The sequence below is a fragment of the Streptomyces sp. NPDC053427 genome, from assembly GCF_044544985.1.
Classification (GTDB): domain Bacteria; phylum Actinomycetota; class Actinomycetes; order Streptomycetales; family Streptomycetaceae; genus Streptomyces.
In genome coordinates, this window is the sequence record NZ_JBITYA010000002.1 from 189,929 (window position 1) to 215,459 (window position 25,531).

Genomic DNA, 25,531 nt, shown 5'->3' on the forward strand with positions numbered 1-25,531 from the left:
GACGCTCCAGATGTCCATGTCACCGGGCTCGCCCGCCACCGGCGGCACCCCGACGCCCTCCCCCGCCGCCCCGCCACCGGGCCGGCCCCGCCGCAGAAGCTGGCTGTTCGCGTTCTGGGCGCTCGCCCTGACCGGCTTTCTGGCCCCCTCACCGGGGAAGATGACCTTCGAGACCAAACTGGGCGTGCCGAGCGACCCCTGGAAGTTCCTCGCCGACCTGGGGCAGCTGTGGCACGACCGGGCGGGCTTCGGCGGCATCGCCGACCAGTACTTCGGCTATGCCTTCCCCACCCTCCCCTACTACGGCCTGACGCATCTGGCGCACCTCCCCGTCTGGCTGGCCGAACGCCTGTGGATGTCGCTGATCGTCACCGCCGCGTTCTGGGGTGCGCTGCGGCTGGCCGAACGGCTCGGGTACGGCAGCCCGCCCACCCGGCTGCTCGCCGCCGCCTGCTACGCCCTGTGGCCGACCTTCACCATCGTCATCGGATCCACCTCCGCCGCCGCGCTCCCCGGCGCACTGCTGCCCTGGGTGCTGCTGCCGCTGACGAACCCTCGGACCGGCGCCCGCATCGCGGCCACCCGCTCGGCCCTGCTGATCCCCTTCATGGGCGGCGTCAACGCGGCCTCGACGCTGGCCTCCCTGTTACCCGTCGGCCTCTATCTGCTCGCCCGTACGGGGCCCCGCCGCCGGGCACTGCTCGCCTGGTGGCTGCCGGGCGTCGTACTGGCCACCGCCTGGTGGGTGGTCCCGCTGCTCCTCCTGGGCCTGCACGGCGAGAACTTCATGCCGTTCATCGAGCAGGCGGACACCACCACCGGCACCATGTCCGCCACCGAACTGCTGCGCGGCGCGGGCAACTGGGTCGGCTACCTCGACTTCGGCGAACCCTGGCTGCCGGCCGGCCGGACCATGACCGCCAACGCCTTCGCGGTGCTGGGCTCGGCGCTGGCCGCGGCCCTGGGGCTGGCCGGGCTGGCCCGCCGCGACCTGCCCGAGCGCCGCTGGCTGCTGCTGACCGTGCTGACCGTCGCGCTGATCGCACTGGCCGGATACGGCGGTGCCCTGGGCGGCCCCCTGCACGGCCCCTGGCAGGACTGGCTCAACGGCTGGCTCCGCCCGTTCCGCAACATCTACAAGTTCACCCCGGGCCTGGCCCTCGCCCTCACCCTGGGCCTGGCGCATCTGCTCGCCGTGCCGCATCCGCTCGCCGCCCGAAAGGCCGTCCGGCCCGCCGCCGAACGCCGCGGCACCCGCCGCCTCCCCGCCCCCGGCCGACTCCTGCCGCTGCTGACCGCCGCGGTGCTGCTGCCGGCGCTCGCCCTCCCCTTCCTGACCGGCGCCGTCCTCCAGCCCGGCGCCTTCACCAAGCTGCCCGGCTACTGGGAACAGACCGCGAGCTGGCTGCGGACCCACACCCCGCACGGCCGCGCCCTGGTCGTCCCCGCCACCGCCCACGGCATCTACACCTGGGGCTCCCCCATCGACGAACCCCTCGACGTCCTGGCCGAATCCCCCTGGGCGCAGCGCGACTTCGTCCCCTTCGGCACCCCCGGCGCCCGCCGCGCCCTGGACGCCGTCGAGCAGGCCCTGATGACCGGCGCCCAAGTCCCTGGCCTGCGGGACTTCCTGGGCCGGGCCGGCCTCCACGACGTGGTCGTACGCAACGATCTCGACCCGGACCAGATCGGCTACGTCCCGCCGGTGACCGTCACCCGCACCCTGGAGGCCTCCGGCTACCGCAAGGTGGCCGCCTTCGGCCCGCTGACCACCAGCGGCAGGATCCCCGCCGAGACGCCGCTGCAGGTCCAGGGCCTCTACCCGCGCCTGCGCTCCGTCGAGATCTACCGGCCCGAGGACACCCCCGCGCCCGGCCCCGTCACCGCCAAGGCCGTCGCGGACACCGCCCAGCTCAGCGGCGGCCCCGAGGCCCTGCTCCAGCTGTCCGCCGACCCCGCCCTGCGGGACCGGCCCACCGTCCTGACCGGCGACAACCATCCGGGCCTGGGCACCGTGCCGCTCCAGCTGACCGCCGACGGACTGCGCCGCGCCGACACCCGCTTCGGCCTGGTCAACAGCAACACGTCGTACACGTACACGGCCGAGGAGACCAACCACCCCGACAGCGTCCAGGACCCCGGCCGCCCGCCACGGCAGATCCTGCCCACCTCCGGCAGCGGCCACCAGACCACCGCCGTGCTGCGCGGCGCCTCCTCCGTCACCGCCTCCACCAGCGGCAACTGGCTCTTCCACCTGCCCCAGTACGACCCGGTGAACGCCTTCGACGGCAACCCCGACACCGCCTGGGCGGAGGGCAGCGCGGGCGACCCGGTCGGCCAGTGGCTGCGGATCGCCTTCACCCGGCCCACCCCGGTCCCCGCGTCGCTCTCCCTCACCCCGCTGCCCGGCGACGGCCTGCGGGCCGCCCCGACGTCCGTACGGGTGGCGACCGACCGCGGCAGCGTCGAGTCCCCACTGCGGCCGGACGGCACGAAGCAGCAGGTCAAGGCGCCCGCGGGCACCGCGAAATGGCTGAAGATCACCATCTTGGGCTCGCAGACGCCACGGGCAGGCCTCTCCGGCGCGGGCTTCCGCGAGATCTCCGTCCCCGGCGTCCAGGTCACCCGTCTCCTCCAACTGCCCACCGACGCGCAGCGTTCCGACGCCCCCGCGCAGACCTTCTCCCTCCACCGGGGCAGCGACCCCGGAGGCCTCTCCCCGGTCTCCGCCGAGACCGGCCTGCACCGCCAGTTCCGTACGGACGCGAGCGCGCCCTACGCCGTCTCCGGCAAGGCGCTGGCCGTCCCCGGCCCCGAACTCGACCGGCTGCTGGACACGCTCGCCCCCGAGCAGAAGGACCGGATCACCGCCACCGCGGACTCCACCGGCTTCGGCTTCGGCCGGTCGCTCAGCCCCCGCAACCTCGTCGACGGCGATCTGACCACCGCCTGGATCGCCGGCGACCGCCCCACCCTCCACCTCCGCTGGCCCGGCAAGAAGAAGATCGACCAGATCGTGCTGGCCGCGGCCGGCGGCATCTCCACCCGGCCCGAACAGATCCTGATCAACTCCCCGGACGGCGCGGCCACCGCCGGGGTCGACGACAACGGCCAGGCCCGCTTCGACCCGATCACCACCGACCGCCTCGACATCACCATCAGCAAGGTCAAGCCGCTGACCCTGCACAACCCGGTCGCGGGCCAGGCCCTGCAACTGCCGGTCGGGCTCAGCGAGGTCCATCTCCCCGCCCTGGACGCGTACCGCACCCCGCGCCCCGCCGCCGGGAAACGCTTCTCGGTCGGCTGCGGCCAGGGGCCGATGCTCGCCGTCGACGGCGTCCTGCACGCCACCAAGGCCTCGGGCCACATCCGCGATCTCACCGAACGGCGGCCGGTCACGGTGGAGTTGTGCGCGGGCGAGCAGCGCGAAGGACGGCTGGACCTGCCGGCAGGGCGGCACCGGGTCGAGGCGGGGGACCAGGGGCCGCTGGCGCTGACGGACGTGACGCTGAGCACGGGCAAGGCGGCGGCCCCGGCAGCCGCCACCGGACGGCCGGACCGGAAGGTCACCGCCAAGGACTGGGCGGGCGACCGGCGTACGGTCGCCGTCGGCGCGGGCACGGCCGTCTATCTCCAGATGTACGAGAACGCCAACGACGGCTGGCACGCCTCCCTCGACGGCCGGCCGCTGACCCCGGTACGGCTGGACGGCTGGCAGCAGGGATTCCTCGTCCCGGCCGGCGCGGGCGGCACCATCGAGCTCTCCTACGCCCCGGCCACCACCTACGACCTCGGGCTCATCGGCGGCGCGGTCGGCGTGCTGCTGCTCCTCGCCTCGGCACTCGTACGGCGCACCCCGCGGACACCACCGCCCGCTCCGGTGGCGCCGCCCCCCGCGCCGTCGTGGGTGCTGGGCGTGCTGGCGCTGACGGCCGTGGTGGCCCTGGCTTCGGGGCCGTTCGCCGTGGTCGTGCCGCTGCTGGCGGTGGCGGCACGATTCCGGCCCGCGCTGCTGGTGCCGGTGGCGTTCCTGGCCATGGCGGGCGCGGGGATCACGGCGGCCCTCGGGGCGGGCGAGCCGATCGCCGCGGATCAGGGGGCGTTCAGTGCGCTGGCCCAGGGGTGTGCGCTGGTGGCGCTGGCGGCGGCGGTGGTGACCGTGCCGGGGGTGGGCGGGGGTGCTGGAGCGGGTCCAGGTCCGGCTCCGGCTCCGGGCGACGGGACGGGCGCGGGTTCCGACGCTCCGGCCACACCCGTCACCCCGCCGTCCCCTCCGTCCCCTCCCCCGCTGCCCCGGCGGGCGCGGGACGTGGCGCGGCCGGGACCCGACGCCGGTCCGGACATCGGGAATGCGGAGGGCGGGAATCCGGACGTCGGGCGCCCCATCCGGGCCAGGGGGCGGACGCCGGGCGCCGGCCCCGACTGGGCCGACCGGCAGCGACCGGCCGTGCCGCCGCACAACGGGGAGGAGACCGAACGATGACCGCACTGCACCAGCCGCCCCGCCACGAGCCGGACGACCGGACCGCCGCCCCCACCGGCACCCCACCCCACGCGCCCCACCAACCCACCACTCGCCAACCCACCACCACCCGCCTCCCCTTCCCCGTCGTCGACGAGATCTCCCGGCACTGCCTCGGGGCCGACGAACCGGAGACCGTGCACCTCGAGGTGCATCTCCCGGGCCGGATCGACCATGAGCGGCTGCGCACCGCGTTCCACCGGGCGCTGTCCGACCACCCGCGCATCCTGATGCGGCAGGCCCCGGTGCGCTGGTGGCGCCGCCGCTACGAATGGCAGCTCACCGCCGCCCCCGACAGGGAGCCGGTCGTCCTTGCACCCCCCGGCCCCGACGCCCTCGCCCGCGCCCGGGTCCGCGCCCTCGCCGACTGCCCGCCACTGGACGCCGCACCCCCCGTCCGCCTCGAGGTGATCGAGCACCGCCCGGACGCGGCCGACGGCACCGTCCTCCTCCTGACCATCAACCACACCGCACTGGACGGCCCGGCCTGCCTCCGCGTCCTGGCCACCGCCGCCGAGCTGTACGGCGGAGCCGACAACTCCCCCGCCCCACCACCGGTGCGCGCCCCCGAAGCCCGTACGGACCGGCCGGCCCGACCCGGCGCAGGCGCGGCGGGCCCCGGGCCCGGTCTCGCCCGCCCGGTCCGCCTCGCCCCCGACACCGGGGACGAGGGGAACCCCCACCCCGGCGCTCGCCACAACGGCATGCTGCTCACCGAACTGCCCGTCCCGGCGCGGCCGCCGCGCGTCGGCGGCCGGGCCCCGTACACCGTCAACGACCAGCTCCTCGTCGCCACTTGCCTGACGATCGCCCGCTGGAACCGGCAGCACGGCCGGCCCACCGCACCCGTCGTCATCACCATGCCCGTCGACGACCGGCCGCGCGGCAGCGAGATGCCCATCGGCAACGGCACCCGGCTGGTCCCGGTCGGCTTCGGCCCCGAGGAACGCCGGGACGCCGAGCTGCTCTCCGCCGATCCGCCCGACCCCGACGCGGTCGCCCGCCTGCTGCGCCGCACGGCCGCCCGCACCCGCGCCCTCAAATCCGTACCGGGCTCCCAACTCGGCCTCGCCGGGACAGTATTGACCCTGCCGGTACTGCCCATAGGAATCCGCGGCGCCCTCACCCGCACGCTCCGCTCCGCCGCCGCCCCCTGGACCTCCAGCACCCTCCTCTCCAACATCGGGCGCATCCCCTACCCGCTGGACTTCGGCGACGCCGGGCGGCCGACCGCGGTGTGGTTCTCCGCGCCGGCCCGGATGCCGCGCGGACTGACCTTCACCACCGTGTCCGTCGGCGGCCGCATCCAGCTGGCGCTGCGCTGGTCGCACGCCCTCCTGGACGACGCGGCCGGCGCCCGCCTCGGCGCCCTCTTCGCCGCCTCCCTCGCCGCCACCGAAGGAGACGCCCGATGACCCCCTGCCCCGATGCCACGGCCCACCCCGACGCCGCGGCCCGGCCCCCCTCCTCGCCCCGGCCCCCCGCCGGACTCCGGGACTTCTACGAGAACCCGGCCGTCCCGGTCGCATCCGGCACCGCCCGCAGCCGACGGCAGGCCCGCCTCCTGGCCCGCGCCCTCGGGCCCGTACGCAACGGAACCCCCGCCGCGACCGTCCTGGACATCGGATGCGGCGACGGCACCGCGGCCGCCACCGCCGCGGACGCACTGACCGGGCACCGCCTGGTCGGCATCGACTGGTCCCAGGACGCACTGCGCCGCGCCCGGACCCGTATCCCCTGTGCCGTACGCGGCGAACTGACCGACGGCGGACTGCCGTTCGCGACCGGCTCCGCCGATGCCGTCCTCTTCAGCGAGGTCATCGAGCATCTCGTCGACCCGGACGCCGCCCTGGACGAACTCCACCGCGTGCTGCGCCCCGGCGGCCACCTCATGCTCTCCACCCCCAACCTCGCCGCCTGGTACAACCGCGGACTTCTGCTCGCCGGAGTCCAGCCCGTCTTCTCGGAGGTGAGCCTGCGTCACATCCACGGCCGCCCCGGCACCCAGGTCGTCGGCCATCTGCGCCTCTACACCGCCCGCGCCCTGCGCGGCTTCCTCACCGCCTCCGGCTTCGACGTCATACGAATCGCCGGCGCGCCCTATCACGACGTACCGCGCCCCCTACGCCCCCTCGACCGCGCCGCCTGCCACGTCCCGTCCCTGGCCTCCATCCTCCTGGCCCACGCCCGCCGAAGAAGCCCCTCCCCAACCCCCAACCCACTACGGACCGTAAAAACCCCCGGGAACCAATAACTCTCTGTAATCGTTGCCGAAAGAGAGGAAGGAGGCGCCACACGGCACAGCGCAGCACCAGGCCGCACGACGACGACACACACGCCGGACACACGAACACCCAACCCACGAGACACACATCGAGCACTCGCACGGCCCCGGACATCGGACGAACACCTACGGCGAAAGGAGCAGGGCGATGCCCTGGTGGGGCGTGGCGTCCGCGCTGCTCGCCAACGTCCTGTACAGCACCGGCTTTGTGCTGGAGAAACGCGCCCTGTCCACGCTGCCCGCACTGAGCACCCGTCAGCCCGCCCGAGTCGTCCGCCATCTGCTCAGCAGCCCGCTGTGGATCGGCGGCTCGCTCGCCCTGGCCGCCGGGTTCGCCGCCCAGCTCGCCGTCTATCGCACCCTCCCCCTCGCCGCCGCCCAGGGCATCTTCGTCTCGGGCCTGGTACTGCTGCTGCTTCTGTCCTCGGTGGTGCTGGGCGAGCGGACCAGCGGCCGAGAGCGGCGGAGCATCGTGGCGATCCTCGTGGCGCTGGTGATGGTCGTCGCCTCCCTGCAGGGCGACGACGCCCGGACCATCGCCCGCACCGCGCCGCCCACAACGCTGCTCGCCCTCGCCATACCCTCGCTGGCCGCGGGACTGCTGCTGTACGGCTCGGCGGAACGGCGCGCCGGACGCCGCCATCGCCTGCCGACCGCGGGCGTCCCCTACGGGGTGGCCGTCGGGCTGCTCTACGGCGTCAGCTCACTGGCCATCAAGGGCGTCTCCGGCCTGCTGACCACCCACGACATTCCGGCCGCAGCCGGGCAGCTCTTCCGCTCGCCGTATCCCTACCTGCTGTTGTTCACCGGGGCGACCGGCCTGGTGCTCTCGCAGACCGCCCTCCAGCGGTGCCGCGCCTCCGTCATCGTCCCGGTCTGCTCCACCATCACCTGCGTCTTCACGGTCGCCTGCGGCACCGTCGCGTTCGGCGAACCGCTGCCGGCCGATCCCCTACGGCTGACGTTACGGCTCGGCGGCACGGCCGTCGCCCTGGCCGTCCTGCTCGCCCTGCCCCGCCATGACGCCCCCGCCCCCGGCCCCGCCCCCACCTCCGCCGTCGACCCCGCCCCCGGAACCGGCCCCACACCCACATCCGCATGCGCATCCGCACCCCCTGCCCTCGCTCCCCCGCCGCTCCGCACCTCGCGCCCGAACCACCCGGTCCCGAACCACCCGGCCCCGAACCACCCGGTCCCGAACCACCCGCCGGCACCCCGGAGTTGAGTCATGAAGTCCGATGACCCGTTGCTGAAGATCCTTGCCTGTCCGCTCGACAAGGGGCCGCTGTCCCTTCTCGCGCCCGACGACGTCCTCTACAACCCTCGGCTCCGCCGCCGCTATCCGATCCTCGACGGCATTCCCCAGCTCCTTCCCTCTTCCGGCGAGCAGGTCTCCGATGCCGAGCACGACCGCATCGTCTGCCGACTCACGGGTGCGGCCCCGGGGGTCCCCGGGCACCCGGCGCCTCCGGTGCCCCCGGCACCTCCGGACGACGGCCCGGCCCCCACTCCGCCCGACGGCCCGGCCCCCACCCCGCCCGACGGCCCGGCAGTCACGCCAACACCACCCGCCGCACCCACCCCTTTCACGACATCAGTCACACCTGCCGCATCTGCGACTTCCACCGTGTCAGCCACACCTGAACCGGCCGCCGCACCCCCCGCTCCCGCCCCGGTCGTGCCCGATGTGGAGTCGAGGTCGTGACGCTTGCCGCGCGGCTGGGGCCGCGGCTGCCCGGCCGGCTGGTGGCGGCGGTGGCGGCCGGGCTCTATCCCCGGTTCGAACCGGAGCTCGGACGGCTGGCCGACTTCTGTCCGCCGGGCGGCACGGCCGTGGACGTCGGAGGGTGGCTCGGGCCGTGGACCCGGCGGCTGGCCCGGCGGGCGGACCGGGTCGTCACCATCGAGCCCGTCCCGCATCTGGCCCGCCTGATCGCCTCGGTCACCCCCGCGCACGTCGATGTGGTCTCCGCCGCGGCCGCCGACCACTCCGGCTGCGCCACACTCTGGCTGCCGGCGGACGGCCGCGGTGACCGCGGGGTCTCCTCGCTCGTCCGCCGAGAACTGCACGGCGCCGCGCTGGACGTCCCCTGCCTGCCCTTGGATTCGCTGGCGCTGACCTCGGTCACGTTCATCAAGATCGACGTGGACGGGGGCGAGCTGGCCGTGCTGCGCGGCGCGGCGCGCACCATTGAGCGCGAACTACCGGCGCTGTTCGTCGAGTTGGAGACCCGGATCCAGCCGCTGGCGCCCGTCCTGGACTGGACGGCCGCCCACGGCTATCACGGCTGGGTCCTGCCACACAGCCACTGGACCCCGCTGGCCGACTTCGATCTGTCCGCCCATCAGTCCCGTACCTCCCATGTCGCCGAGCACGGCCTGCTCCGCCGTTCCCTCGCCCCGCACCGCCGCTACGTCAATTCCGTGCTCTTCCTCCCCGCGGGCACTTGTCCCGGCCCCCGCCCCGACTCTCACCCCGGCCCCTCGCAGTCCCCGCCACGCACCCCCTCCCCGCACGACGCCCACAACGTCCAAGACATCCACGACACCCACGACACCCACGCCCCGGTCCGGGACCTCCCTGACCCCCCGGGCGTCCACGACCATGTCCCTCATGAACGCCGCCACTGACAATGACGCTCCGACCGGCCCCGCCGACCCCGGTCCCACCGGCACCACCGGCCCCGCCGACCCCTCCGGTCTGCCCGGCCCCGTCGCCTTCCAGCTCGTTCTGCTGCGCCGCATGGCCGACCACCAGCCCGGTCTCGTCGAGGACGCACTGCGCACGCTGGGCGTCTCGCGCGCCGATCTGCGCGCGGCCAACCGCCGCTGGCAGGCGCGGATGCACGCCCCCCGGGCGCCCGGCGGCCTGCAGCCCTACCGCGCGCTGCTCGGCGCCCCCGAGACCGTGCGCGCCCGTCGCATCGGCGATCTGCCCTGCGAGGCGCTGACCTGGCCGGTCCCGCTCTGGCCGGATCTGCGGTTCGAGATCCTGACCGCCGCGCGCGGCGTCGTATGGAACGCCTGGCTCGTGCGCGCCCCCGGCGCCGCCGCCCCCACGCTCCGTACGACCGCGGACCTCGTGCCGTGGTCCTGCACGGTCGACGAGGTCGCCCGCGCCTTTCCCCCGGCCCGCCCGATGGAGGGCAGCGCCCCCACCCGCTGGGCGCTGGCCTGTACGGTCCCCGACCCCGACGAGGACGCCGGGCCGCACTCCCTTGTCGCGGAATTCACCTGGGGCCTGTTCCAGCGACTGGTGGACTGACCTCCGCCCCTGGACACACCGCGCCCGCGACCCGCCGCGTGCCCGGCCCGCCGCGTCCCCCGACCGGACCTCCCCAACGGGCAGTCGGCAGCCGCTCGCCACACGATGGCCGGGAGTGCCCCTTTCCAGCACTCCACCCGAACTGGCCCATAGGGGAGGAATTCGCCATGACCATAAGCATCGCCCAGCTTCGGCGCTGCTCCGTTGCCGTCGACCTCGGCGCAGCCCGGACACGGGTGTATGTCAGGAACCAGGGGCTGATCGTCGACGAACCCTCGGTCGCCGCCGTCAACGTCCGTACCGGGGCGCTGCTGGCCGTCGGCAACCAGGCAGAGGTGATGGACGGCCGTACGCCCGACCACATCCGCGTGGTGCATCCGATCACCGGCGGCACGGTCGTGGACATCGACATGGCCCAGCGGCTGCTGCGCAACCTGGTCGGCGACAAGCTGCGCAAGACCTGGCGGCGCCGGCCCTCGATGCGGGCCGCGGTGTGTATGCCGTACGGCAGCGAGCCGCTGGCGCAGCGCGCCGCCGTGGAGACGCTGACCGGGCTGGGCGCCCGGCGGGTGGAGCTGGTGGACACGCTGATTGCGGCGGCGGTCGGCTGCGGTCTGCCGGTGGAGCAGGCGGAGGCGACCATGATCGTGGTGTGCGGGGCGGGCACCACGCAGATCGCGGTGCTCTCGGTCGGTTCGATCGTGGCCGCGGAGACCGTTCCGGTGGGCGGCAACACCATCGTCCACGCGGTCATCCAGCACATGAGGTTGCAGCACGAGCTGATGCTGCCGGGCCAGGCCGTCCGCCCGCTCCAGCTGATGCTGTCGGGCGACGACGCGCACGCCTCCTCGACGGAGGTGCACGGCCGGGATGTGGTCAGCGGCCTGGCGCGCTCCGTACGTGTCGACACCGAGCGGGTGCTCAAGGCCATCACCACTCCGCTGACCGCGATCCTCGACGGCATCGGGGCGGTGCTGCGCAACTGCCCGCCGGATCTGGTGGCGGACCTCGGGGAACGCGGCATCATGCTCGCCGGCGGCAGTGCGCTGACCCCCGGTCTGGAGTCGATGATCCAGCAGGCCACCAATATGCCGGTGCATATCGCGGACCGCCCCGACACCTGCGCGGTGCAGGGGCTGGGCGCCATGATCGAGGGCAAGGTGCAGCCCCTGCACCTCGATCCCATGGCTTCCTAGCGCCCCTGCGGGTCCGCCGGCGCCCCACTTCGGGGGTCCACGAAGGCCCCGCCCTGCGGGTGCGCGAAGACCCCAATGGCCGCCCCGTAACGGCCCGCCCGGCAGCCGGTCGTCCGGCAGCCGGTCGTCCCGCAGCCGGGCATCCGGCGGCCAGTCATCCGGCCACCGGTGCGGCTCACAGGCTCCGGGTGTTCCAGGCGACCACCGCGGGCCGGTCGTGCTCGGTCCCCAGGACGCCGACCGCCCCGGTCTCGAACGTGAACAGCCCGCCCGCGGCGGCCGGCAGGCCGAGCCGGCGGGCGGTCAGAACGCGCAGGAAGTGGGCGTGGGCCACCAGGGCCACGTCTCCCTCATCCGCCTCGAGGTGCGGCGCGATCCGCGCCAGCACCCGGTCGGCGCGCGCGCCGACCTGTGCGGGCGTCTCCCCCGGGTGTTCGGCGGGGCCGGGGGCGACGCCGTCGCGGAACAGGTACCAGTCGGGCCTGCTGCGGTGGATCTCGGCCGTGGTGACGCCCTCGTAACCGCCGTAGTCCCATTCCTGCAGGTCGGGGTCTATCTGCGGCTGCCCGAGACCGGCGAGTTCGGCGGTGCGCAGGGCTCGCGCCATCGGGCTGGCATACACCTGCCCGATCTTGCGGCCCGCCAGCAGCGGGCGCAGCCCGCGGGCCTGCTCCTCGCCGCCCGCGGTGAGCGGGAGGTCGGTCCGGCCGGTGTGCCGGCCGTTCCGGCTCCACTCGGTCTCGCCGTGCCGGATCAGCAGCAGTTCACTCACTTGCCCTGCGCCTGCTGTCCCTGCTCGCTCTGCGCCTGCTCGGCCTGCTGGGCCTCGGCGACCGATGCGCGGACCTCGTCCATGTCCAGCTCGCGGGCCTGGCCGATGACGTTTTCCAGGTCGGCTTCCGACAGCGCGCCGGGCTGGGCGAACACCGCGATGTTGTCGCGGACGATCATCACGGTCGGGATGGACTGGATCTGGAACGCCTGCGCCAGCTCGGGCTGGGCCTCCGTGTCGATCTTGGCGAAGACCAGGTCGTCGTGCTTCTCGGACGACCGCTGGAAGACCGGGCCGAACTGCTTGCAGGGGCCGCACCACTCGGCCCAGAAGTCGATCAGGACGAAGTCGCTGCCGGAGACGATCTCGTCGAAGTTTTCCTTGGTGAGCTCTACCGTGCTCATGCGTGCTTCCTGCTTCCGGTCTGGGGGTCGATGTCCGGTCCGTATCCAGAGGCGGTAACGGCCGCAATCCGCGCCGTATTCCACATACCGAACCGTCCCGCTCCCCTGCCCACCGAACGCCGTCCTAGACATCCGAACTGGGTGGCAATCCCCACGCGGCCGCGTGGCAGGCGACACCGCTTCGTACGGGCCCGGAGCATGACGAACGGGTCCGCGCGGAACAGGTCCGGGCGCCACCTCTCGGCCCCGGCCCCAGATCCGGCGCCGGGTCCGATCTCAGATCCAGTACGGCGCATCCGGCACACCCCGGGCCCCGGAAACGGACAGTCCCGCCGCCGCCCGTCCCCGCCCCGTGATCCAGGCCAGGAGATCCCCGAGCGGTCCGGTGACGAGCGGGCCGCCGCCGGCCCCGATGTCCCGGACCAGATCCACGTCCGTCGCCTCGATCCGCATCCCCGGCACCCCGTCCCGCACCGCCAGCGCGCCGATGACGTCGTCGATGACGAACCGGGCCGCGGCCTCCGGTACGTCTGCGAAGGTGTATCCGGCCGCCAGGTCCGCGTGATGGACCTCCAGCTCCCGTACCCGGGTGGCCACCAGGCTCCCGGGGGTGCGCAGTTCGCCGGTGCGCAGCCGTACACGGCTCCGCCAGGCCTCCTCGGGAAGCGCCCGCACCGCCGCGTCGAAGCGGGCCGCGCTCTCCATGACGTCGTCGACCAGCGCGGCGACCGGCCGATCCGCCCCGGCCTCGATCTCCTCCTCGCGCGCGGCCATGCTGGCGTACTGCGGGATTTCCGTGCCCGTCCGCGCGCCCTCCAGCAACCGGCAGAGGCTGTCCGAGGCCCGCGCCACATGGGTGATGACATGGCCTCGCGTCCAGGGCGGAATCAAGGTGTCCCCGGCGACCTGCCGCTCGGTGAGTCCGCCGACCGTCTCCACGAACCGCTTCGTCGATTCATCGACCGAGGCCAGCAGCGCGATCTCCAAGGCGTCCACCGTCTCCACCACTCTCTCCGTTGTTCGGCGACCTCGACCCCAGCACCCTCACCGTATTCCGCAAAGCAGAAACCTGGTGCCGCATCCCGACATTCACCCGAACGGCCTTCCGCACTCCTGGCTGGCGCCCGGTGTCGGCTGCGCGGACCCGGTCGGGGGTGGCAGTGGCCAGGAGGCCGAGGGGGAGAGGGCCGAACTTGCCCTCGGCGTCCCGCACCGCGTAGCGCCGGTCGCCGACGGGACCCCGGGCATCGACGGCGGCTTAGCCCACCGCCTCACCGCCGGCCGGGGGCCACTCCTCAGCAAGCCCTCTCGGTTGGTCTCTCGGTTGGCCGCTCAGTTGGCCTCCATGGCGACCCGCGCCCCGAAGCCGATGAGCACCACGCCCGTCACGCGGTCCAACAGGCGGCGGACGCGGGGCCGTTCGAAGACCGAGCGCGCCCGGGAGACGAGGTAGGCGTACGCGCCGAGCCAGGTCAGGCTCAGTGCTGCGTGCAGCAGGACCAGCAGCGCCATGCCGGCCGCCGCGGGCATCCCGTCCGGGGTCAGGGTCGGCAGCAGACCGGTGTAGAAGACGGCGATCTTGGGGTTGAGGACGTTGGTGGTCAGACCCGTCAGGTAGGCGCGCCCCGAACCCTTGGCCGTCGGTTCGGCGGTCCGCGGCGCGGAGCGGCGGCTCTGCCAGAGAGCCTGCAGACCGAGGAAGGCCAGGTACCCGGCGCCCAGGATCTTGACGACGAAGTAGGCCTCCGCCGAGGCCGCGAGGATCGCCGCGAGCCCGACAACGGTGCATACGCCCCACACCAGGAGCCCGGTGGTGATGCCGGCGGCGCTGCGCAGGGCCTCCGCCCTGCCGGAGGCGATCGCGCGCTTGGTGACCACGGCCATGTCCGGCCCCGGCACCACGGTGAGCAGGGCGAGCACTCCGGCTGCCGTGAGTATCTGCGTCCACATGGGAGTCAGTTTGCTGCGGAACGCTCGCAGGCGAGGGGTGAGAACGGTCACGGCCGACGTCCTCGGCGCACATGAGTTCGGGCCGAGGCGACCGCCACCGGAATCCCCGCCCCCGCGGTGGTCGCAGAGCCGCCGAGGCGATGTTCCGTCAGACCTCCTGTCCGACGGCGGTGGTGGACACCCTGCGCTCCCTCACCGGGCCGACCGCTTTCCCACCCGAGTTCCGCCCGAGTTCCCACTCGGATTTCCCTCGGCTTCTTCTCGGTCGCCGGTCCCGCAGTTGTCCGCAAACTCCGGACACCGCACAGGAACCACCGCGTCAATGTCTCGACGTTCCCGGATGGCTGACCGGCCTTGACAATGACGGCCGCCGGGGGCCGAACTCTCGCCCTCGGCCGATTGATTACGTGGACCGTTTCCTGCCGGTCCACCGCGTCGCCAACGGTGACCTCTGGGCCATTCGCGCGAGGAACCGGCATGACGGCGGTCGCGCGGGGAGGGGAGGGCGCACCGGCCACCGGCCAGCGACATCGAACAATCGAGCGGGCGCACAGCGCGGGGCGCTCGCGGGAGGGCCACGCGCCCCCGCCCCCGGATCCGCTCCGGCGGCCACCGCGCCGTCACCGCAGGACCGGCGCATGGCCACCGGATCACGGCCGGGAGCCGAAAAAAGGGCCGCCACGGTGTGCGTGGCGGCCCTTGTCAGTGCGTCTCACCTGGTCTGATCGTTTCTGCTTCACCAGGCTGTGGTGGGGCGGGTGGGACTCGAACCCACGGCCGACGGATTATGAGTCCGCTGCTCTAACCGGCTGAGCTACCGCCCCCTCACGGCGCGCCGCGCACATTTGTGCGCGCCGTCTGCCGCAGCATAGCCGCTCATACGATCTGCTGCCCGTGTGGGCTGCCGTTGGGCTGCCCTCGTGCGGCCATGCACGCCCAAGAGGACTTCGATCAAGGGTGGTTCGGTTCCACGGCACAAGAAAAAGGACCCCTTGCGGGGTCCTCGTTCTCTCTGCTCCCCCGACTGGACTCGAACCAGTAACCCTCCGGTTAACAGCCGAATGCTCTGCCAATTGAGCTACAGGGGACCGAGCTCCCCCGACTGGACTCGAACCAGTAACCTGCCGGTTAACAGCCGGCTGCTCTGCCAATTGAGCTACAGGGGATTGCTCTGTGTGCCTCGAATGCACTCCCGTCCGGGCCTCCGGACGGCGCGCGCTCGCTGCGACACATACATTAGCGCAAGCAGGGGGGTGCTCCGCCAATCGGTATCCCACCGGCGGCTCCGGGTGATCTCCGGCTCCGGCGGGTAGGCGGGCGGCACAGCCCGGCGGTCCGGTGCGTACGGGCATCGGGCGGGATCGAGCGGCATCGGGGCGCGGCGGCTTCGGCGACGGCGCGCGGGACCGACGAGAGGGAAGGTGGAGCGATGCGCTACCGGCTCACGTTCATCGCGGGACTGGCCATCGGATATGTGCTCGGCACGCGGGCCGGCCGGGAGCGGTACGAGCAGCTGCGCAAGGGCGCCCAGCGGATCGCGCAGAACCCCGCCGTCCGGAACACCGCCGAGTCCGCGGCGCTCAGCGGGCGCCAGGCGGCGTCGCGGGCCTTCGGCACGGTTTCGGCCAAGGTGAGCGACCGGCTGCCGTCGTCCGTGACCGACCGGGTGCGCTCGCTGCGGGAGCAGCGCCCGGACGCCGAGGACGACTGGGGCACCAGCAACACCTGAGCCTGCGGTGATCTTCCCGGCCGCCGGCAGGGGGCCGGGCCCCCGCTGACCACCCGCGCCGACCGCCCGCCGACGCTCTCCTTATCCGTTTATCCGTCCCATGGGGCAAAATCGGGGCATGGGGATAGTCGCCGGATTGGACAGTTCGTCCGCAAGCACACAGATCGTGGTCTGCGATGCGGATACGGGTGCCGTCATCAGGCGGGGGTATGCGCCACACCCTGTCGAGAAGGGGCCCGAGGCCGATCCGCAGGCGTGGCTGATGTCGCTGGGCGAGGCCGCGGGCAGCGGGCTGCTGGAGGGCGTCCAGGCGATCGGTGTCTCGGCGCAGCCGCACGGGCTGGTGCCGCTGGATGCGGAGGGCAATCTCGTACGGCCGGCGCTGGTCGGCAACGACAAGCGGGCGCAGAGCGCGGCCGCGGACCTGGTGGACGCGCTGGGCGGGCGGAGCGCGTGGGCGCAGGCCGTGGGGACGGTGCCGCAGGCGGCGCACCCGGTGACCAAGCTGCGCTGGCTGGCGCGCACCGAGCCGGAGAACGCGGCGCGGATCGTCGAGGTCATGCAGCCGCACGACTGGCTGGCGTGGCAGCTGCTGGGGCGGCCCGCGCGGCATACGACGGACCGGGGCGGGGCTTCGGCGACGGGGTTCTGGTCGGCGGCGACCGGGTCGTACCGGCCGGATCTGATCGAGCTGGCGCTGGGCCATCAGGTGCGGCTGCCGGAGGTGCTGGGGCCGTCCGGGACGGCCGGGTTCACGCCGGAGGGGCTGCTGATCTCGGCGGGTACGGGCGAGACGATGGCGGCGGCGTTCGGGCTGGGGGTCGGCGAGGGCGATGCGGTGGTGTCGCTCGGCGCCTCGGGGTCCGTCTTCGGGATTCATCACGAGGCGCTGGCGGATCCGACGGGCACGATCACGTCGTTCGCGGATGCCACCGGGCGGCATCTGCCCGTCGTGCACACGACCAATGCGGTGCGGGTGCTGCGGGGTGCCGCGGAGATGCTCGGGACGGACCTGGAGGGGCTGTCCGAGCTGGCGCTGAAGTCGTCGCCGGGTGCGTACGGCATGGTGATGCTGCCGTATCTGGAGGGCGAGCGGACGCCGCATCTGCCGCACACGGCCGGGTCCTTGCACGGGATGCGGCGGGAGAGCATGCGGCCGGAGCATCTGGCGCGGGCGGCCGTGGAGGGGATGCTGTGCGGTCTCGCCGATGCGCTGGATGTGCTGCGGGGGCGGGGGATGGTGGTGCGGCGGGTGTTCCTGCTGGGTGCTGCGGCGGAGCTGGGTGCGGTGCAGGCGGCGGCGCCGGGGCTGTTCGGGGTGCGGGTCGTGGTGCCGCAGCCGGCGGAGTATGCGGCGCTGGGTGCGGCCCGGCAGGCGGCGTGGGCGTGGGGGGTGGCCCATGGCACGCTCGCCCCGGCGGCCGGTGCGGAGCCGGGGCCGGGCGGCGGCTCGCCGTGGGTGGACCCGCCCCAGTGGCCGGCGGCCGCGAGTCAGGTCTTCGAGCCGGGTGACGAGCTGGCGGTCGGGCAGGCGGTGCGGCAGCAGTTCGCGGCGGTGCGCGAGGAGACCCACCCGGGGGCGTTCCGGCAGGAGGCGTGAGCCGTAGGGGCATCGGGCGGGCCGTCGTCAGTCGAGGTAGCCCCTCAGCTGGTCGGCGAAGGCGTGGTCGCGGAGTTTGTTGAGGGTCTTGGATTCGATCTGCCGTATCCGTTCGCGGGTGACGCCGAAGATCCGGCCGATTTCCTCCAGGGTCCGGGGGCGGCCGTCGGCGAGGCCGTAGCGGAGCTGGACGACCTTGCGTTCGCGTTCGCCGAGCGTGGACAGGACGGCGTCGAGGTGTTCGCGGAGCAGGAGGAAGGCCGCGGATTCGACGGGTGAGGCGGCGTCGCCGTCCTCGATGAGGTCGCCGAGGGCGACGTCGTCCTCCTCGCCGACGGGGGCGTGCAGGGAGACCGGTTCCTGGGCCAGGCGCAGTACTTCGCTGACGCGTTCCTCGGTGAGGTCGAGGTGGGCGGCGACTTCTTCGGGGGTGGGTTCGTAGCCGCGTTCCTGGAGCATCCGGCGCTGGACGCGGATGACGCGGTTGATCAGTTCGACGACGTGGACGGGGACGCGGATGGTGCGGGCCTGGTCGGCGAGGGCGCGGGACATCGCCTGGCGGATCCACCAGGTCGCGTAGGTGGAGAACTTGTAGCCGCGGGCGTAGTCGAATTTTTCGACGGCGCGGATGAGGCCGAGGTTTCCCTCCTGGACGAGGTCGAGCATGGTCAGGCCGCGGCCGACGTAGCGCTTGGCGACGGAGACGACGAGGCGGAGGTTGGCTTCGATCAGGCGGCGTTTGGCGATCCGGCCCAGAACCACCAACCGGTCGAGGTCGTGGGCGAGTTGGGAGTCCAGGTCGGGGGTGCTGGTGAGTTTCTCCTCGGCGAAGAGGCCGGCCTCGACGCGGCGGGCGAGCTCGACCTCCTCGACGGCGGTGAGCAGCGGGATCCGGCCGATCTCGCGGAGGTACTGGCGGAAGAGGTCGGAGGAGGGGCCGCCCGCATCGGGGCGGGGCGGGGGTCCCGGGGCGTCCCGGGGCTCCTGGGGTTCGGGGGCGATCTCCTCGGTGAGCGCCTCGGCGGTGGGTACTTTGGGCTGCTGCGGCACGGTGACCGGCTCCGTGGCCGTCTCCGCGGGGGCCGGCGCGTCGGCGAGGGTCTGGGTCTGCACGGGGGCGACCTCCAGTGTGATCGCTGCGAAGGCGGCAGAAAGGTCGGGTACGGATGCGGCCGAGCCGCCGTCCGTCCCGTACGTCAAGTGCGGTTCCGCGGGGGATTCCGGATCAGGGCAACCGGACCCGCCGCGCTCCGAGGACTGAGGCACCGCTCCTCAGTGTGGAGTACGACACACTCCCGCCACGAGGGGCGTGCGTCCACTTTTTGAGTCCGGTCCGTGACCGGACGGCTACCGCGGGGTGTTGTGGGGGCGGCCCGGGGCCCCGCCCGGGAGGGGCCTTCGGCTCGGGCCGGCGCAGCGGTGAAGATCCGCCCCCCGTGCACCGTCCGCAGCCGCAGCCGGTTGCGTACGCCCCCCATGAGCCGACCCGGCGGACGGCTGCGCCGAAGGACAGCCGGTGCGGTACGTGAAAGCGGTCGCGTAGATCACCCGCCGATGATCTACGCGACCGCGCCAACGATTCAGATGCCCCGAAGGGGACGGCCTAGCACTTGCCCATGGAGATCGCGCTGCTGTTCAAAGTCTTGACCAAGGCCCCTCCCTTGCTCGCCAGCACCTCGGTCCGGTACATCAGCGGAGCCGAGCAGCGCTTGGTCGCCGGCCAGGTCGACACGGAACTGCCGACCTTCTTGCTCTCCGAGTCCTGCGCCCACCACTGGACGCCGCCCGGTGCGGGATTGCCCGCCCAGAGGATGACCGTGACCTTGTCCCACTTACCGCCGCAGTTGTTGGCGCTGACGGTACCCCACATGTCCTTTCCGTTCTCGTACGGCACAAATGCCTTCAGCGTGCAGGCCTTGACGGTAGGCGCCGCAGGAGCGGCGGCAGCGGGTCCGGCAAATCCGATGGCGCCGAGGGCGGTCAATGCCGCCGTGGTGGCGATGGCGCGCCCGGGACGCGACGATTTGGAGAGCATGTCTCTATCCTTTGATGGATCGCTGTGACTTACCCGTTCAGCTGCACCGACCGTTGCAACACCCCATGCGGCACATGTCATTTCCGGTCCTGGCGCGACACCGACCGGCAATTGTCGGTTACGCGACTCGGGAATTACCCGGGACTTCATCACCCGGTCGGCAGCTCTCGCCCAGCTTGCCGGTGACACCGTCGGAAGTCGTTAGCACCGGGTGCACAGTTCTTAGCAATGGGTTCATGTGATCGGCTTGGGGCCGAGGAGGGCCTGGTGGCGGTAGTCCTTGGGCGTCATGCCATAGGCGGCACGGAAAGCGCGCGAGAAGTCGCCGGCCCGGGTGAAGCCCCAGCGGGCGGCGATGGCGTGGATGGCGACAGTGCAGATCGCGGGGTCGGTGAGATCGCGGCGGGCGCGTTCCAGGCGCTGGTGGCGGATCCAGGCGGCGACCGTCTCCTGCTCGGTCCGGAAGAGGCAGTGCAGATAGCTGGTGGAGATGCCGTGCACGGCGGCAATCGCACCGGGGGTCAGTCGCGGGTCGTGCAGGTTCCGCTGAACGTAGGACCGGATGCGGAGCAATAAGGTCCGGTTGCGGGATTCCGGAGGAATCGCGCGGTCGGTTTCCAGAGCATGCGCGCACAGTGCGGACAGCAGGTCGATCAGGGCCGTTCCCAGACGAGGGCCGTCGGATGGCTGATAGGGGCTGGTGTCCGACGTCAGCTGGGTGAGGAATTGCATGAGCAGGGCGCCTATCCCGACCCGCCCGGATATGCGTTGGGTGAACAGTCCGTCCAGCTTGGTCCGCGGCAGGTGAAGCAGCGCCTTGGGCACTTCGACCCCGATCCCCGAAAACAGATCGCGGCCGTTGGCAGAATTGATTTCGAAGGCCTGTGAGCTGTCGAAGACCTGTATCTCGTAAGGCCCCTGGACGATCTTCTGGTCACCCCAGGATATTCGGTTGGCCCCCTGCAGAGGGATCCCGATGTGATATTGCTCGGGATCGGACTGGCGGATGAGCTTCGGGGTCCGGCGGAATCGAAGGGACTGGTACGCCGTCGGCCAGACGTGAGCCGTGCCGAAATCCAGCACGCGCTGCTGTGCCTGGTAATCCTCCGCATATTCGCTGTGCAGGTCCAGCGGCGCATGGGTTCGGGCCATGCGCTCTTTCCAGAAGTCGAACCGGTCCGCAGCGGGTAGATCTTCGGTTCGGAACTCGGTCTCGGTCAGCATCCGGTCTCCTCTGCCTCGTGACCTTGCATACTGCCTCGTTGCCCTGGACCGGGTGCCGATTCCGCCGCGGCGGGGAGCGTCCCCGGGCCACGGATGCGCAGTGTGCGGGGAGCGAGCCGCTGCGTGCGTGCGGCGCAGCCCGGCCGGGCGACCGGCGGCCCCGGGCCGCGCCCCGGCCCTACAGGGCGGCGTAGCCGCGTTCGCGGAGGGACTGGCCGTACTGCTGCAGGACCCAGAGTTCGTTCTGTACGGCGGCGAGGTGTTCGGGGTCGGCGTGGGAGCCGAGGCGCTGGAGGGTGCCGCGGATTTCGGTGACGCGTCGGTTGACGGCGGCGAGACGGACGGCGACCAACTGGACGCCGGCGTAGGCCTCGTCGGGGTCGCGGCGGGTGTGCAGGGGCTCCACGGCGAGCTCGGTGACCATGGCGCGGACGGTGTCGTTGGGGGCGGCCTCGCGGACCCGGGGGACGTACTCGGCGTCGGCCGCGCCTGCGGTGGCGCCGCCGGCGTCCTCGATGCACTGGCGGACCGTGGCGTAGGGCGGGGCGGTGAACTCGTCGGTCCCGTAGGCGTCGAAGGCCGGGGAGACCAGGTCGGGGCGCTGGAGGGCGAGTTTGAGGAGTTCGCGTTCGACGCGGTGGGCGGGGCTGCGGAGGTTGAGGGCCGGGCCGCGGGGGGCGGTCGGCTGCGGGGGCGCCTCGGCGGTCGGCGCGCGGTGGGGCGTACGGGAGTGGTGCTGGCCGTCGCGGCCGCGCTCGCGGGCCCAGCGGGCGAGCTGGGAGACGCGCTTGACGACGAACTGCGTGTCCAGGATGCCGAGCATGCCGGCCAGCTGGACGGCGGATTCGTGCTGGATGGAGCTGTTCTTGATGTTGGCGACGATGGGCGCGGCTTCGTCGAGGGCGGCGGCGCGGCCGACGGTGGTGTCGAGGTTGTGCCGGGAGACGACGTGGCGGAGGGCGAATTCGAAGAGGGGGGTGCGGGACTCGACGAGGTCGGCGACGGCCGCGTCGCCCTTGGCGAGCCGCAGGTCGCAGGGGTCCATGCCGCCCGGGGTGATGGCGATGGAGGTCTCGGCGGCGAACTTCTGGTCGTCCTCGAAGGCGCGCAGGGCGGCCTTCTGGCCGGCGGCGTCGCCGTCGAAGGTGAAGACCACCTCGGAGCCGGCGTTGTCCATCAGGAGGCGGCGCAGGATCTTGATGTGGCCCTCGCCGAAGGACGTGCCGCAGGTGGCGATGGCGGTGGTGATGCCGGCGAGGTGGCAGGCCATGACGTCGGTGTAGCCCTCGACGACGACCGCGCGGTTGGTCTTGGCGATCTCCTTCTTGGCGAGGTCGATGCCGTAGAGGACCTGGGACTTGCGGTAGAGGGGCGTCTCGGGGGTGTTGAGGTACTTGGGGCCGTTGTCGTCGTCGCGGAGCTTGCGGGCGCCGAAGCCGACGACCTCGCCGGCGATGTCGCGGATGGGCCACATCAGGCGGCCGCGGAAGCGGTCGATGGGGCCGCGGCGGCCCTCCTGGGAGAGGCCGGAGAGGACCAGTTCCTGGTCGCTGAAGCCGCGACCGCGCAGGTAGCGGGTGAGGTGGTCCCAGCCGGCCGGGCTGTAGCCGACGCCGAAGTGCTGGGCGGCGGCCTGGTCGAAGCCCCGCTCGGCGAGGAATTTACGGCCGATCTCGGCCTCGGGGCTGTCGAGCTGGTCGACGTAGAACTGGGCGGCGGCTTTGTGGGCCTCGACCAGGCGGGTGCGTTCGCCCTGCTGGCGGCCGGGGGTGTAGCCGCCCTCTTCGTAGCGCAGGGTGATGCCGGCCTGGGAGGCGAGGCGCTCGATGGTCTCGGCGAAGGAGAGGTGGTCGATCTTCATGATGAAGTCGACGGTGTCGCCGCCCTCCTGGCAGCCGAAGCAGTGGTAGAGGCCCTTGGCGGTGCTGACGTGGAAGGACGGGGACTTCTCGTCGTGGAAGGGGCACAGGCCCTTGAGGTTGCCGCCGCCGGCGTTGCGGAGCTGGAGGTACTCGGACACGACGGCGTCGATCGGGACCGCGTCCCGTACCGCCTTCACATCGTCATCGTTGATCCTGCCTGCCACGCGTGAATTCTACGGCCGGGGTCGGACAGTCCCCGCCGCCCGCCCCTTCCCCGGGCCCCGCATCAGCCCGCCATCAGCTCCAGGAAGCGGTCGATGCCGATGTTTCCGCCCGAGAGGATCACGCCGATCCGGGGCGGATGGGGGGCCCGCCCGGGCCGTCCGGGCACTGAGGGAAGGTCGATGCGGTGGGCGAGGAGGGCGGCGAGGGCGCTGGCGCCGCTCGGCTCGGTGACGATCTTGAGTCGTTCGAAGGCCAGCCTCATGGCGGCGCGGATCTCGTCGTCGGTGACGAGAACGATGCGGTCGAGGAGCCGCTGGTTGATGGCGAAGGTCAGGTCGCCGGGTGCCTCGACGGCCTGGCCGTCGGCGATGGTGCGCGGGACGGGGATGGTGACCGGATGGCCGGCCGCCAGGGAGCGCAGGGTGTCGTCGCCCGCCTCGGGCTCGACGCCGATCATGCGGATGCCGGGCACCAGGGCCGTGGCGACGGTGGCCGAGCCCGCCATCAGGCCGCCGCCGCCGACCGGTGCCAGCAGCGCGTCCAGCGGGCCGGTCTCCTCGATCAGCTCGAGGGCGGCGGTGCCCTGTCCGGCGATGACGTGCGGATGGTCGTACGGCGGGATCAGGGCCAGGCCGCGCTCCTCGGCCAGCCGGCGGCTGAGGGCGGTGCGGTCTTCCGTGTAGCGGTCGTAGGTGACGATCTCGGCGCCGTATCCGGCGGTGGCGTCCAGTTTGGAGCGCGGGGTGTCCTCGGGCATCACGATGACGGCGCGGCTGCCCAGTTCGCGGGCGGCCAGCGCGACCGCCTGGGCGTGGTTGCCGGAGGAGTGGGCGACGACACCGCGGGCCAGCTGCTCCGGGGAGAGCCGCGAGACGGCGTTGTAGGCGCCGCGGAACTTGAACGCGCCGACCCGCTGGAAGTTCTCGCACTTGAGGAAGACCTCGGCGCCGACCAGCGCGTCCAGGGTCCGCGAGCGCAGCACGGGTGTGCGGTGGGCGATGCCCGCCAGCCGGCCGGCGGCGTCCCGGACGTCATCGAGGGTGACGGCCGGGACGGCGGCGGGGCGGGCGGGGTCGGCGGGGCTGCCGGTCTTCCGAGCGGTCATACAGGCACGCTAAGGGAGCAGCGACTCCAGCGGAACCTCCGGATCGGCCAGGGTGTCGGCGTCCAACGGGTTCCCGGCGCGGATCAGTTGCTGGATGCCGTCGCTGACGTCCCAGACGTTGACGTTCATGCCTGCCAGGAGGCGGCCCTCGGCGAGCCAGAAGGCGATGAACTCCCGTTTGCCGACGTCGCCCCGGCACACCACCTGGTCGTAGGAGCCGGGCGGGGCGTAGCCGGAGTACTCCATGCCGAGGTCGTACTGGTCGGAGAAGAAGTACGGGATGCGGTCGTAGCTGACCTCTCGGCCGAGCATGGCGCGGGCGGCGGCGGGGCCGCCGTTGAGGGCGTTGGCCCAGTGTTCGACGCGGATCCGGCTGCCGAGGAGCGGGTGGTGGGCGGCGGCGACGTCGCCGGCGGCGTAGATGTGCGGGTCGGAGGTGCGCTGCGCGGCGTCGACGGCGACGCCGCCGCCGTCCTCGCGGTCGACGAGGGCGAGTCCGGCCTGTTCGGCCAGGGCGGTGCGGGGGGCGGCGCCGATGGCGGCGAGCACGTCGTGGGCGGGGTGTTCCTCGCCGTCGTCGGTGCGCACGGCGAGCACCATGCCGTCCTGGCCGATGATCTCGGTGAAGCGGGCGCCGAAGTGGAAGCGGACGCCGTGTTCGCGGTGCAGGTCGGTGAACACGGCGCCGAGTTCGGGGCCCAGGACGCCGTGCAGCGGCGTCGGCGCGGACTCGATGACGGTGACCTCGGCGCCGTAGGAGCGGGCGGCGGCGGCGACCTCGAGGCCGATCCAGCCGGCGCCGGCGATGACCAGGTGTCCGTTGTCCCGGCCGAGCGAGGCGAGCACGCCGCGCAGGCGTTCGGCGTGGGCGAGGCGGCGGAGGTGGTGCACGCCGGCGAGTCCCGTGCCGGGGATGTCCAGGCGGCGGGGCTCGGCGCCGGTGGCGAGCAGCAGTTTGTCGTAGACGATCTGGGTGCCGTCGCCGAGGCGTACGGTCCTGGCCGCGGCATCCAGGTGGACGGCGGGCTGGCCGAGGTGCAGTTCGATGTGGGCCTGGGCGTACCAGGCGGGTTCGTGGACGAAGACGCTGTCCCGCTCCTGATTGCCGAGCAGATACCCCTTGGAGAGCGGGGGGCGTTCGTAGGGGTGGTCGCGCTCGTCACAGATGAGGATCACCCGGCCGGTGAAGCCCTCCGAGCGCAGCGTCTCGGCTGCCTTCGCCCCGGCCAGGCCACCCCCGACGATGACGAACGTCTGGTGTGCGTCGACCACTTGCTTCCTCCTCGTTGCGGTGCCGTACGGCCGCGTCCGCGTCCGTGAACGCCCCGGTGCTGCCCCCGTTTTCCTGCCCCCGTTTT

The 25,531-nt window shown here is 72.7% G+C and carries 19 protein-coding genes, 3 tRNA genes and 1 pseudogene; 10 read left to right on the forward strand and 13 right to left on the reverse strand.

Annotated elements, in window-relative coordinates; translation table 11 throughout:
• The first annotated feature begins 10 nt into the window (after positions 1-10).
• From ACIGWZ_RS05575 to ACIGWZ_RS05610, 8 genes and pseudogenes are all read left to right on the forward strand, one after another.
• Complete coding sequence (locus ACIGWZ_RS05575) at positions 11-4,483, forward strand: alpha-(1->3)-arabinofuranosyltransferase family protein (RefSeq protein ID WP_400061999.1); 4,473 nt, start codon at positions 11-13, stop codon at positions 4,481-4,483.
• Complete coding sequence (locus ACIGWZ_RS05580; protein WP_400061136.1) at positions 4,480-5,937, forward strand: condensation protein; 1,458 nt, start codon at positions 4,480-4,482, stop codon at positions 5,935-5,937. The genes ACIGWZ_RS05575 and ACIGWZ_RS05580 overlap by 4 nt, the downstream gene beginning before the upstream one ends.
• The gene (locus tag ACIGWZ_RS05585; protein WP_400061138.1) at positions 5,934-6,776 is read left to right on the forward strand and encodes a class I SAM-dependent methyltransferase; all 843 of its coding nucleotides are present in this window, start codon (positions 5,934-5,936) and stop codon (positions 6,774-6,776) included. Before ACIGWZ_RS05580 ends, ACIGWZ_RS05585 begins: the two co-directional genes overlap by 4 nt.
• 178 nt (positions 6,777-6,954) lie before the next feature.
• Complete coding sequence (locus ACIGWZ_RS05590) at positions 6,955-8,031, forward strand: DMT family transporter (RefSeq protein WP_400061139.1); 1,077 nt, start codon at positions 6,955-6,957, stop codon at positions 8,029-8,031.
• Between the two features lie 3 nt (positions 8,032-8,034).
• Positions 8,035-8,238 (forward strand): annotated as a pseudogene (locus tag ACIGWZ_RS05595) (Trm112 family protein); the annotation flags it as partial.
• Positions 8,239-8,507: 269 nt separating this feature from the next.
• Positions 8,508-9,437 carry an FkbM family methyltransferase gene (locus ACIGWZ_RS05600; protein ID WP_400061141.1) on the forward strand — a complete coding sequence of 310 codons (930 nt, stop codon included), beginning with the start codon at positions 8,508-8,510 and terminating at the stop codon, positions 9,435-9,437.
• The gene (locus ACIGWZ_RS05605) at positions 9,421-10,071 is read left to right on the forward strand and encodes a hypothetical protein (RefSeq protein WP_400061143.1); all 651 of its coding nucleotides are present in this window, start codon (positions 9,421-9,423) and stop codon (positions 10,069-10,071) included. Before ACIGWZ_RS05600 ends, ACIGWZ_RS05605 begins: the two co-directional genes overlap by 17 nt.
• 167 nt (positions 10,072-10,238) lie before the next feature.
• A complete protein-coding gene (locus tag ACIGWZ_RS05610; RefSeq protein WP_400061145.1) occupies positions 10,239-11,267 on the forward strand; it encodes a rod shape-determining protein in 1,029 nt (342 codons plus the stop codon).
• Between the two features lie 175 nt (positions 11,268-11,442).
• Here ACIGWZ_RS05610 and ACIGWZ_RS05615 read toward each other — a convergent pair whose 3' ends face one another.
• The 7 genes from ACIGWZ_RS05615 to ACIGWZ_RS05645 form a co-directional block, all read right to left on the reverse strand.
• Complete coding sequence (locus tag ACIGWZ_RS05615; RefSeq protein WP_400061147.1) at positions 11,443-12,039, reverse strand: histidine phosphatase family protein; 597 nt, start codon at positions 12,037-12,039, stop codon at positions 11,443-11,445.
• Complete coding sequence (gene trxA, locus ACIGWZ_RS05620; RefSeq protein ID WP_400061149.1) at positions 12,036-12,575, reverse strand: thioredoxin; 540 nt, start codon at positions 12,573-12,575, stop codon at positions 12,036-12,038. Before trxA ends, ACIGWZ_RS05615 begins: the two co-directional genes overlap by 4 nt.
• A 144-nt stretch (positions 12,576-12,719) precedes the next feature.
• The gene (locus ACIGWZ_RS05625) at positions 12,720-13,448 is read right to left on the reverse strand and encodes a maleylpyruvate isomerase family mycothiol-dependent enzyme (protein ID WP_400061151.1); all 729 of its coding nucleotides are present in this window, start codon (positions 13,446-13,448) and stop codon (positions 12,720-12,722) included.
• A gap of 327 nt (positions 13,449-13,775) precedes the next feature.
• The gene (locus ACIGWZ_RS05630) at positions 13,776-14,393 is read right to left on the reverse strand and encodes a LysE family translocator (protein ID WP_400061153.1); all 618 of its coding nucleotides are present in this window, start codon (positions 14,391-14,393) and stop codon (positions 13,776-13,778) included.
• Positions 14,394-15,140: 747 nt separating this feature from the next.
• Positions 15,141-15,217 (reverse strand) — tRNA-Ile (locus tag ACIGWZ_RS05635).
• Positions 15,218-15,408: 191 nt separating this feature from the next.
• Positions 15,409-15,481, reverse strand: a tRNA-Asn gene (locus ACIGWZ_RS05640).
• A 5-nt stretch (positions 15,482-15,486) separates the two neighbouring features.
• A tRNA-Asn gene (locus ACIGWZ_RS05645) sits at positions 15,487-15,559 on the reverse strand.
• A 263-nt stretch (positions 15,560-15,822) separates the two neighbouring features.
• Between ACIGWZ_RS05645 and ACIGWZ_RS05650 the strand changes: the two genes are divergently transcribed.
• On the forward strand, positions 15,823-16,122 hold the full coding sequence (locus ACIGWZ_RS05650) for a YtxH domain-containing protein (RefSeq protein ID WP_400061155.1): 300 nt from the start codon (positions 15,823-15,825) through the stop codon (positions 16,120-16,122).
• A gap of 118 nt (positions 16,123-16,240) precedes the next feature.
• Positions 16,241-17,722: an FGGY family carbohydrate kinase gene (locus tag ACIGWZ_RS05655; protein WP_400061156.1), complete on the forward strand. Its 1,482-nt coding sequence runs from the start codon at positions 16,241-16,243 to the stop codon at positions 17,720-17,722.
• 27 nt (positions 17,723-17,749) lie between these two features.
• Here ACIGWZ_RS05655 and ACIGWZ_RS05660 read toward each other — a convergent pair whose 3' ends face one another.
• From ACIGWZ_RS05660 to ACIGWZ_RS05685, 6 genes are all read right to left on the reverse strand, one after another.
• Entirely contained in the window at positions 17,750-18,988 is a 1,239-nt protein-coding gene (locus ACIGWZ_RS05660; protein ID WP_400061158.1) for a sigma-70 family RNA polymerase sigma factor, read from the reverse strand.
• Between the two features lie 337 nt (positions 18,989-19,325).
• Positions 19,326-19,757, reverse strand: a complete 432-nt coding sequence (locus tag ACIGWZ_RS05665; protein ID WP_400061160.1) for a hypothetical protein — start codon at positions 19,755-19,757, stop codon at positions 19,326-19,328.
• Positions 19,758-19,991: 234 nt separating this feature from the next.
• Positions 19,992-20,981, reverse strand: coding sequence for a helix-turn-helix domain-containing protein (locus ACIGWZ_RS05670; RefSeq protein WP_400061162.1), 990 nt, complete (start codon positions 20,979-20,981; stop codon positions 19,992-19,994).
• Between the two features lie 178 nt (positions 20,982-21,159).
• Positions 21,160-23,067: a DNA primase gene (gene dnaG, locus ACIGWZ_RS05675; RefSeq protein ID WP_400061164.1), complete on the reverse strand. Its 1,908-nt coding sequence runs from the start codon at positions 23,065-23,067 to the stop codon at positions 21,160-21,162.
• Positions 23,068-23,129: 62 nt separating this feature from the next.
• Complete coding sequence (locus tag ACIGWZ_RS05680) at positions 23,130-24,173, reverse strand: pyridoxal-phosphate dependent enzyme (protein ID WP_400061166.1); 1,044 nt, start codon at positions 24,171-24,173, stop codon at positions 23,130-23,132.
• 9 nt (positions 24,174-24,182) lie between these two features.
• Complete coding sequence (locus tag ACIGWZ_RS05685) at positions 24,183-25,445, reverse strand: NAD(P)/FAD-dependent oxidoreductase (protein ID WP_400061168.1); 1,263 nt, start codon at positions 25,443-25,445, stop codon at positions 24,183-24,185.
• Positions 25,446-25,531: the final 86 nt, after the last annotated feature.

Excerpts from the sequence above, each read along its gene's own strand:
- ACIGWZ_RS05585 (WP_400061138.1), top strand. The coding sequence starts at position 5,934 with ATGACCCCCTGCCCCGATGCCACGGCCCACCCCGACGCCGCGGCCCGG.
- ACIGWZ_RS05580 (WP_400061136.1), top strand. The coding sequence starts at position 4,480 with ATGACCGCACTGCACCAGCCGCCCCGCCACGAGCCGGACGACCGGACC.
- ACIGWZ_RS05630 (WP_400061153.1), bottom strand. The coding sequence starts at position 14,393 with ATGTGGACGCAGATACTCACGGCAGCCGGAGTGCTCGCCCTGCTCACC.
- ACIGWZ_RS05605 (WP_400061143.1), top strand. The coding sequence starts at position 9,421 with ATGAACGCCGCCACTGACAATGACGCTCCGACCGGCCCCGCCGACCCC.
- ACIGWZ_RS05650 (WP_400061155.1), top strand. The coding sequence starts at position 15,823 with ATGCGCTACCGGCTCACGTTCATCGCGGGACTGGCCATCGGATATGTG.
- ACIGWZ_RS05590 (WP_400061139.1), top strand. The coding sequence starts at position 6,955 with ATGCCCTGGTGGGGCGTGGCGTCCGCGCTGCTCGCCAACGTCCTGTAC.
- ACIGWZ_RS05655 (WP_400061156.1), top strand. The coding sequence starts at position 16,241 with ATGGGGATAGTCGCCGGATTGGACAGTTCGTCCGCAAGCACACAGATC.
- ACIGWZ_RS05680 (WP_400061166.1), bottom strand. The coding sequence starts at position 24,173 with ATGACCGCTCGGAAGACCGGCAGCCCCGCCGACCCCGCCCGCCCCGCC.
- ACIGWZ_RS05670 (WP_400061162.1), bottom strand. The coding sequence starts at position 20,981 with ATGCTGACCGAGACCGAGTTCCGAACCGAAGATCTACCCGCTGCGGAC.
- ACIGWZ_RS05575 (WP_400061999.1), top strand. The coding sequence starts at position 11 with ATGTCCATGTCACCGGGCTCGCCCGCCACCGGCGGCACCCCGACGCCC.
- ACIGWZ_RS05610 (WP_400061145.1), top strand. The coding sequence starts at position 10,239 with ATGACCATAAGCATCGCCCAGCTTCGGCGCTGCTCCGTTGCCGTCGAC.
- ACIGWZ_RS05665 (WP_400061160.1), bottom strand. The coding sequence starts at position 19,757 with ATGCTCTCCAAATCGTCGCGTCCCGGGCGCGCCATCGCCACCACGGCG.
- trxA (WP_400061149.1), bottom strand. The coding sequence starts at position 12,575 with ATGTCTAGGACGGCGTTCGGTGGGCAGGGGAGCGGGACGGTTCGGTAT.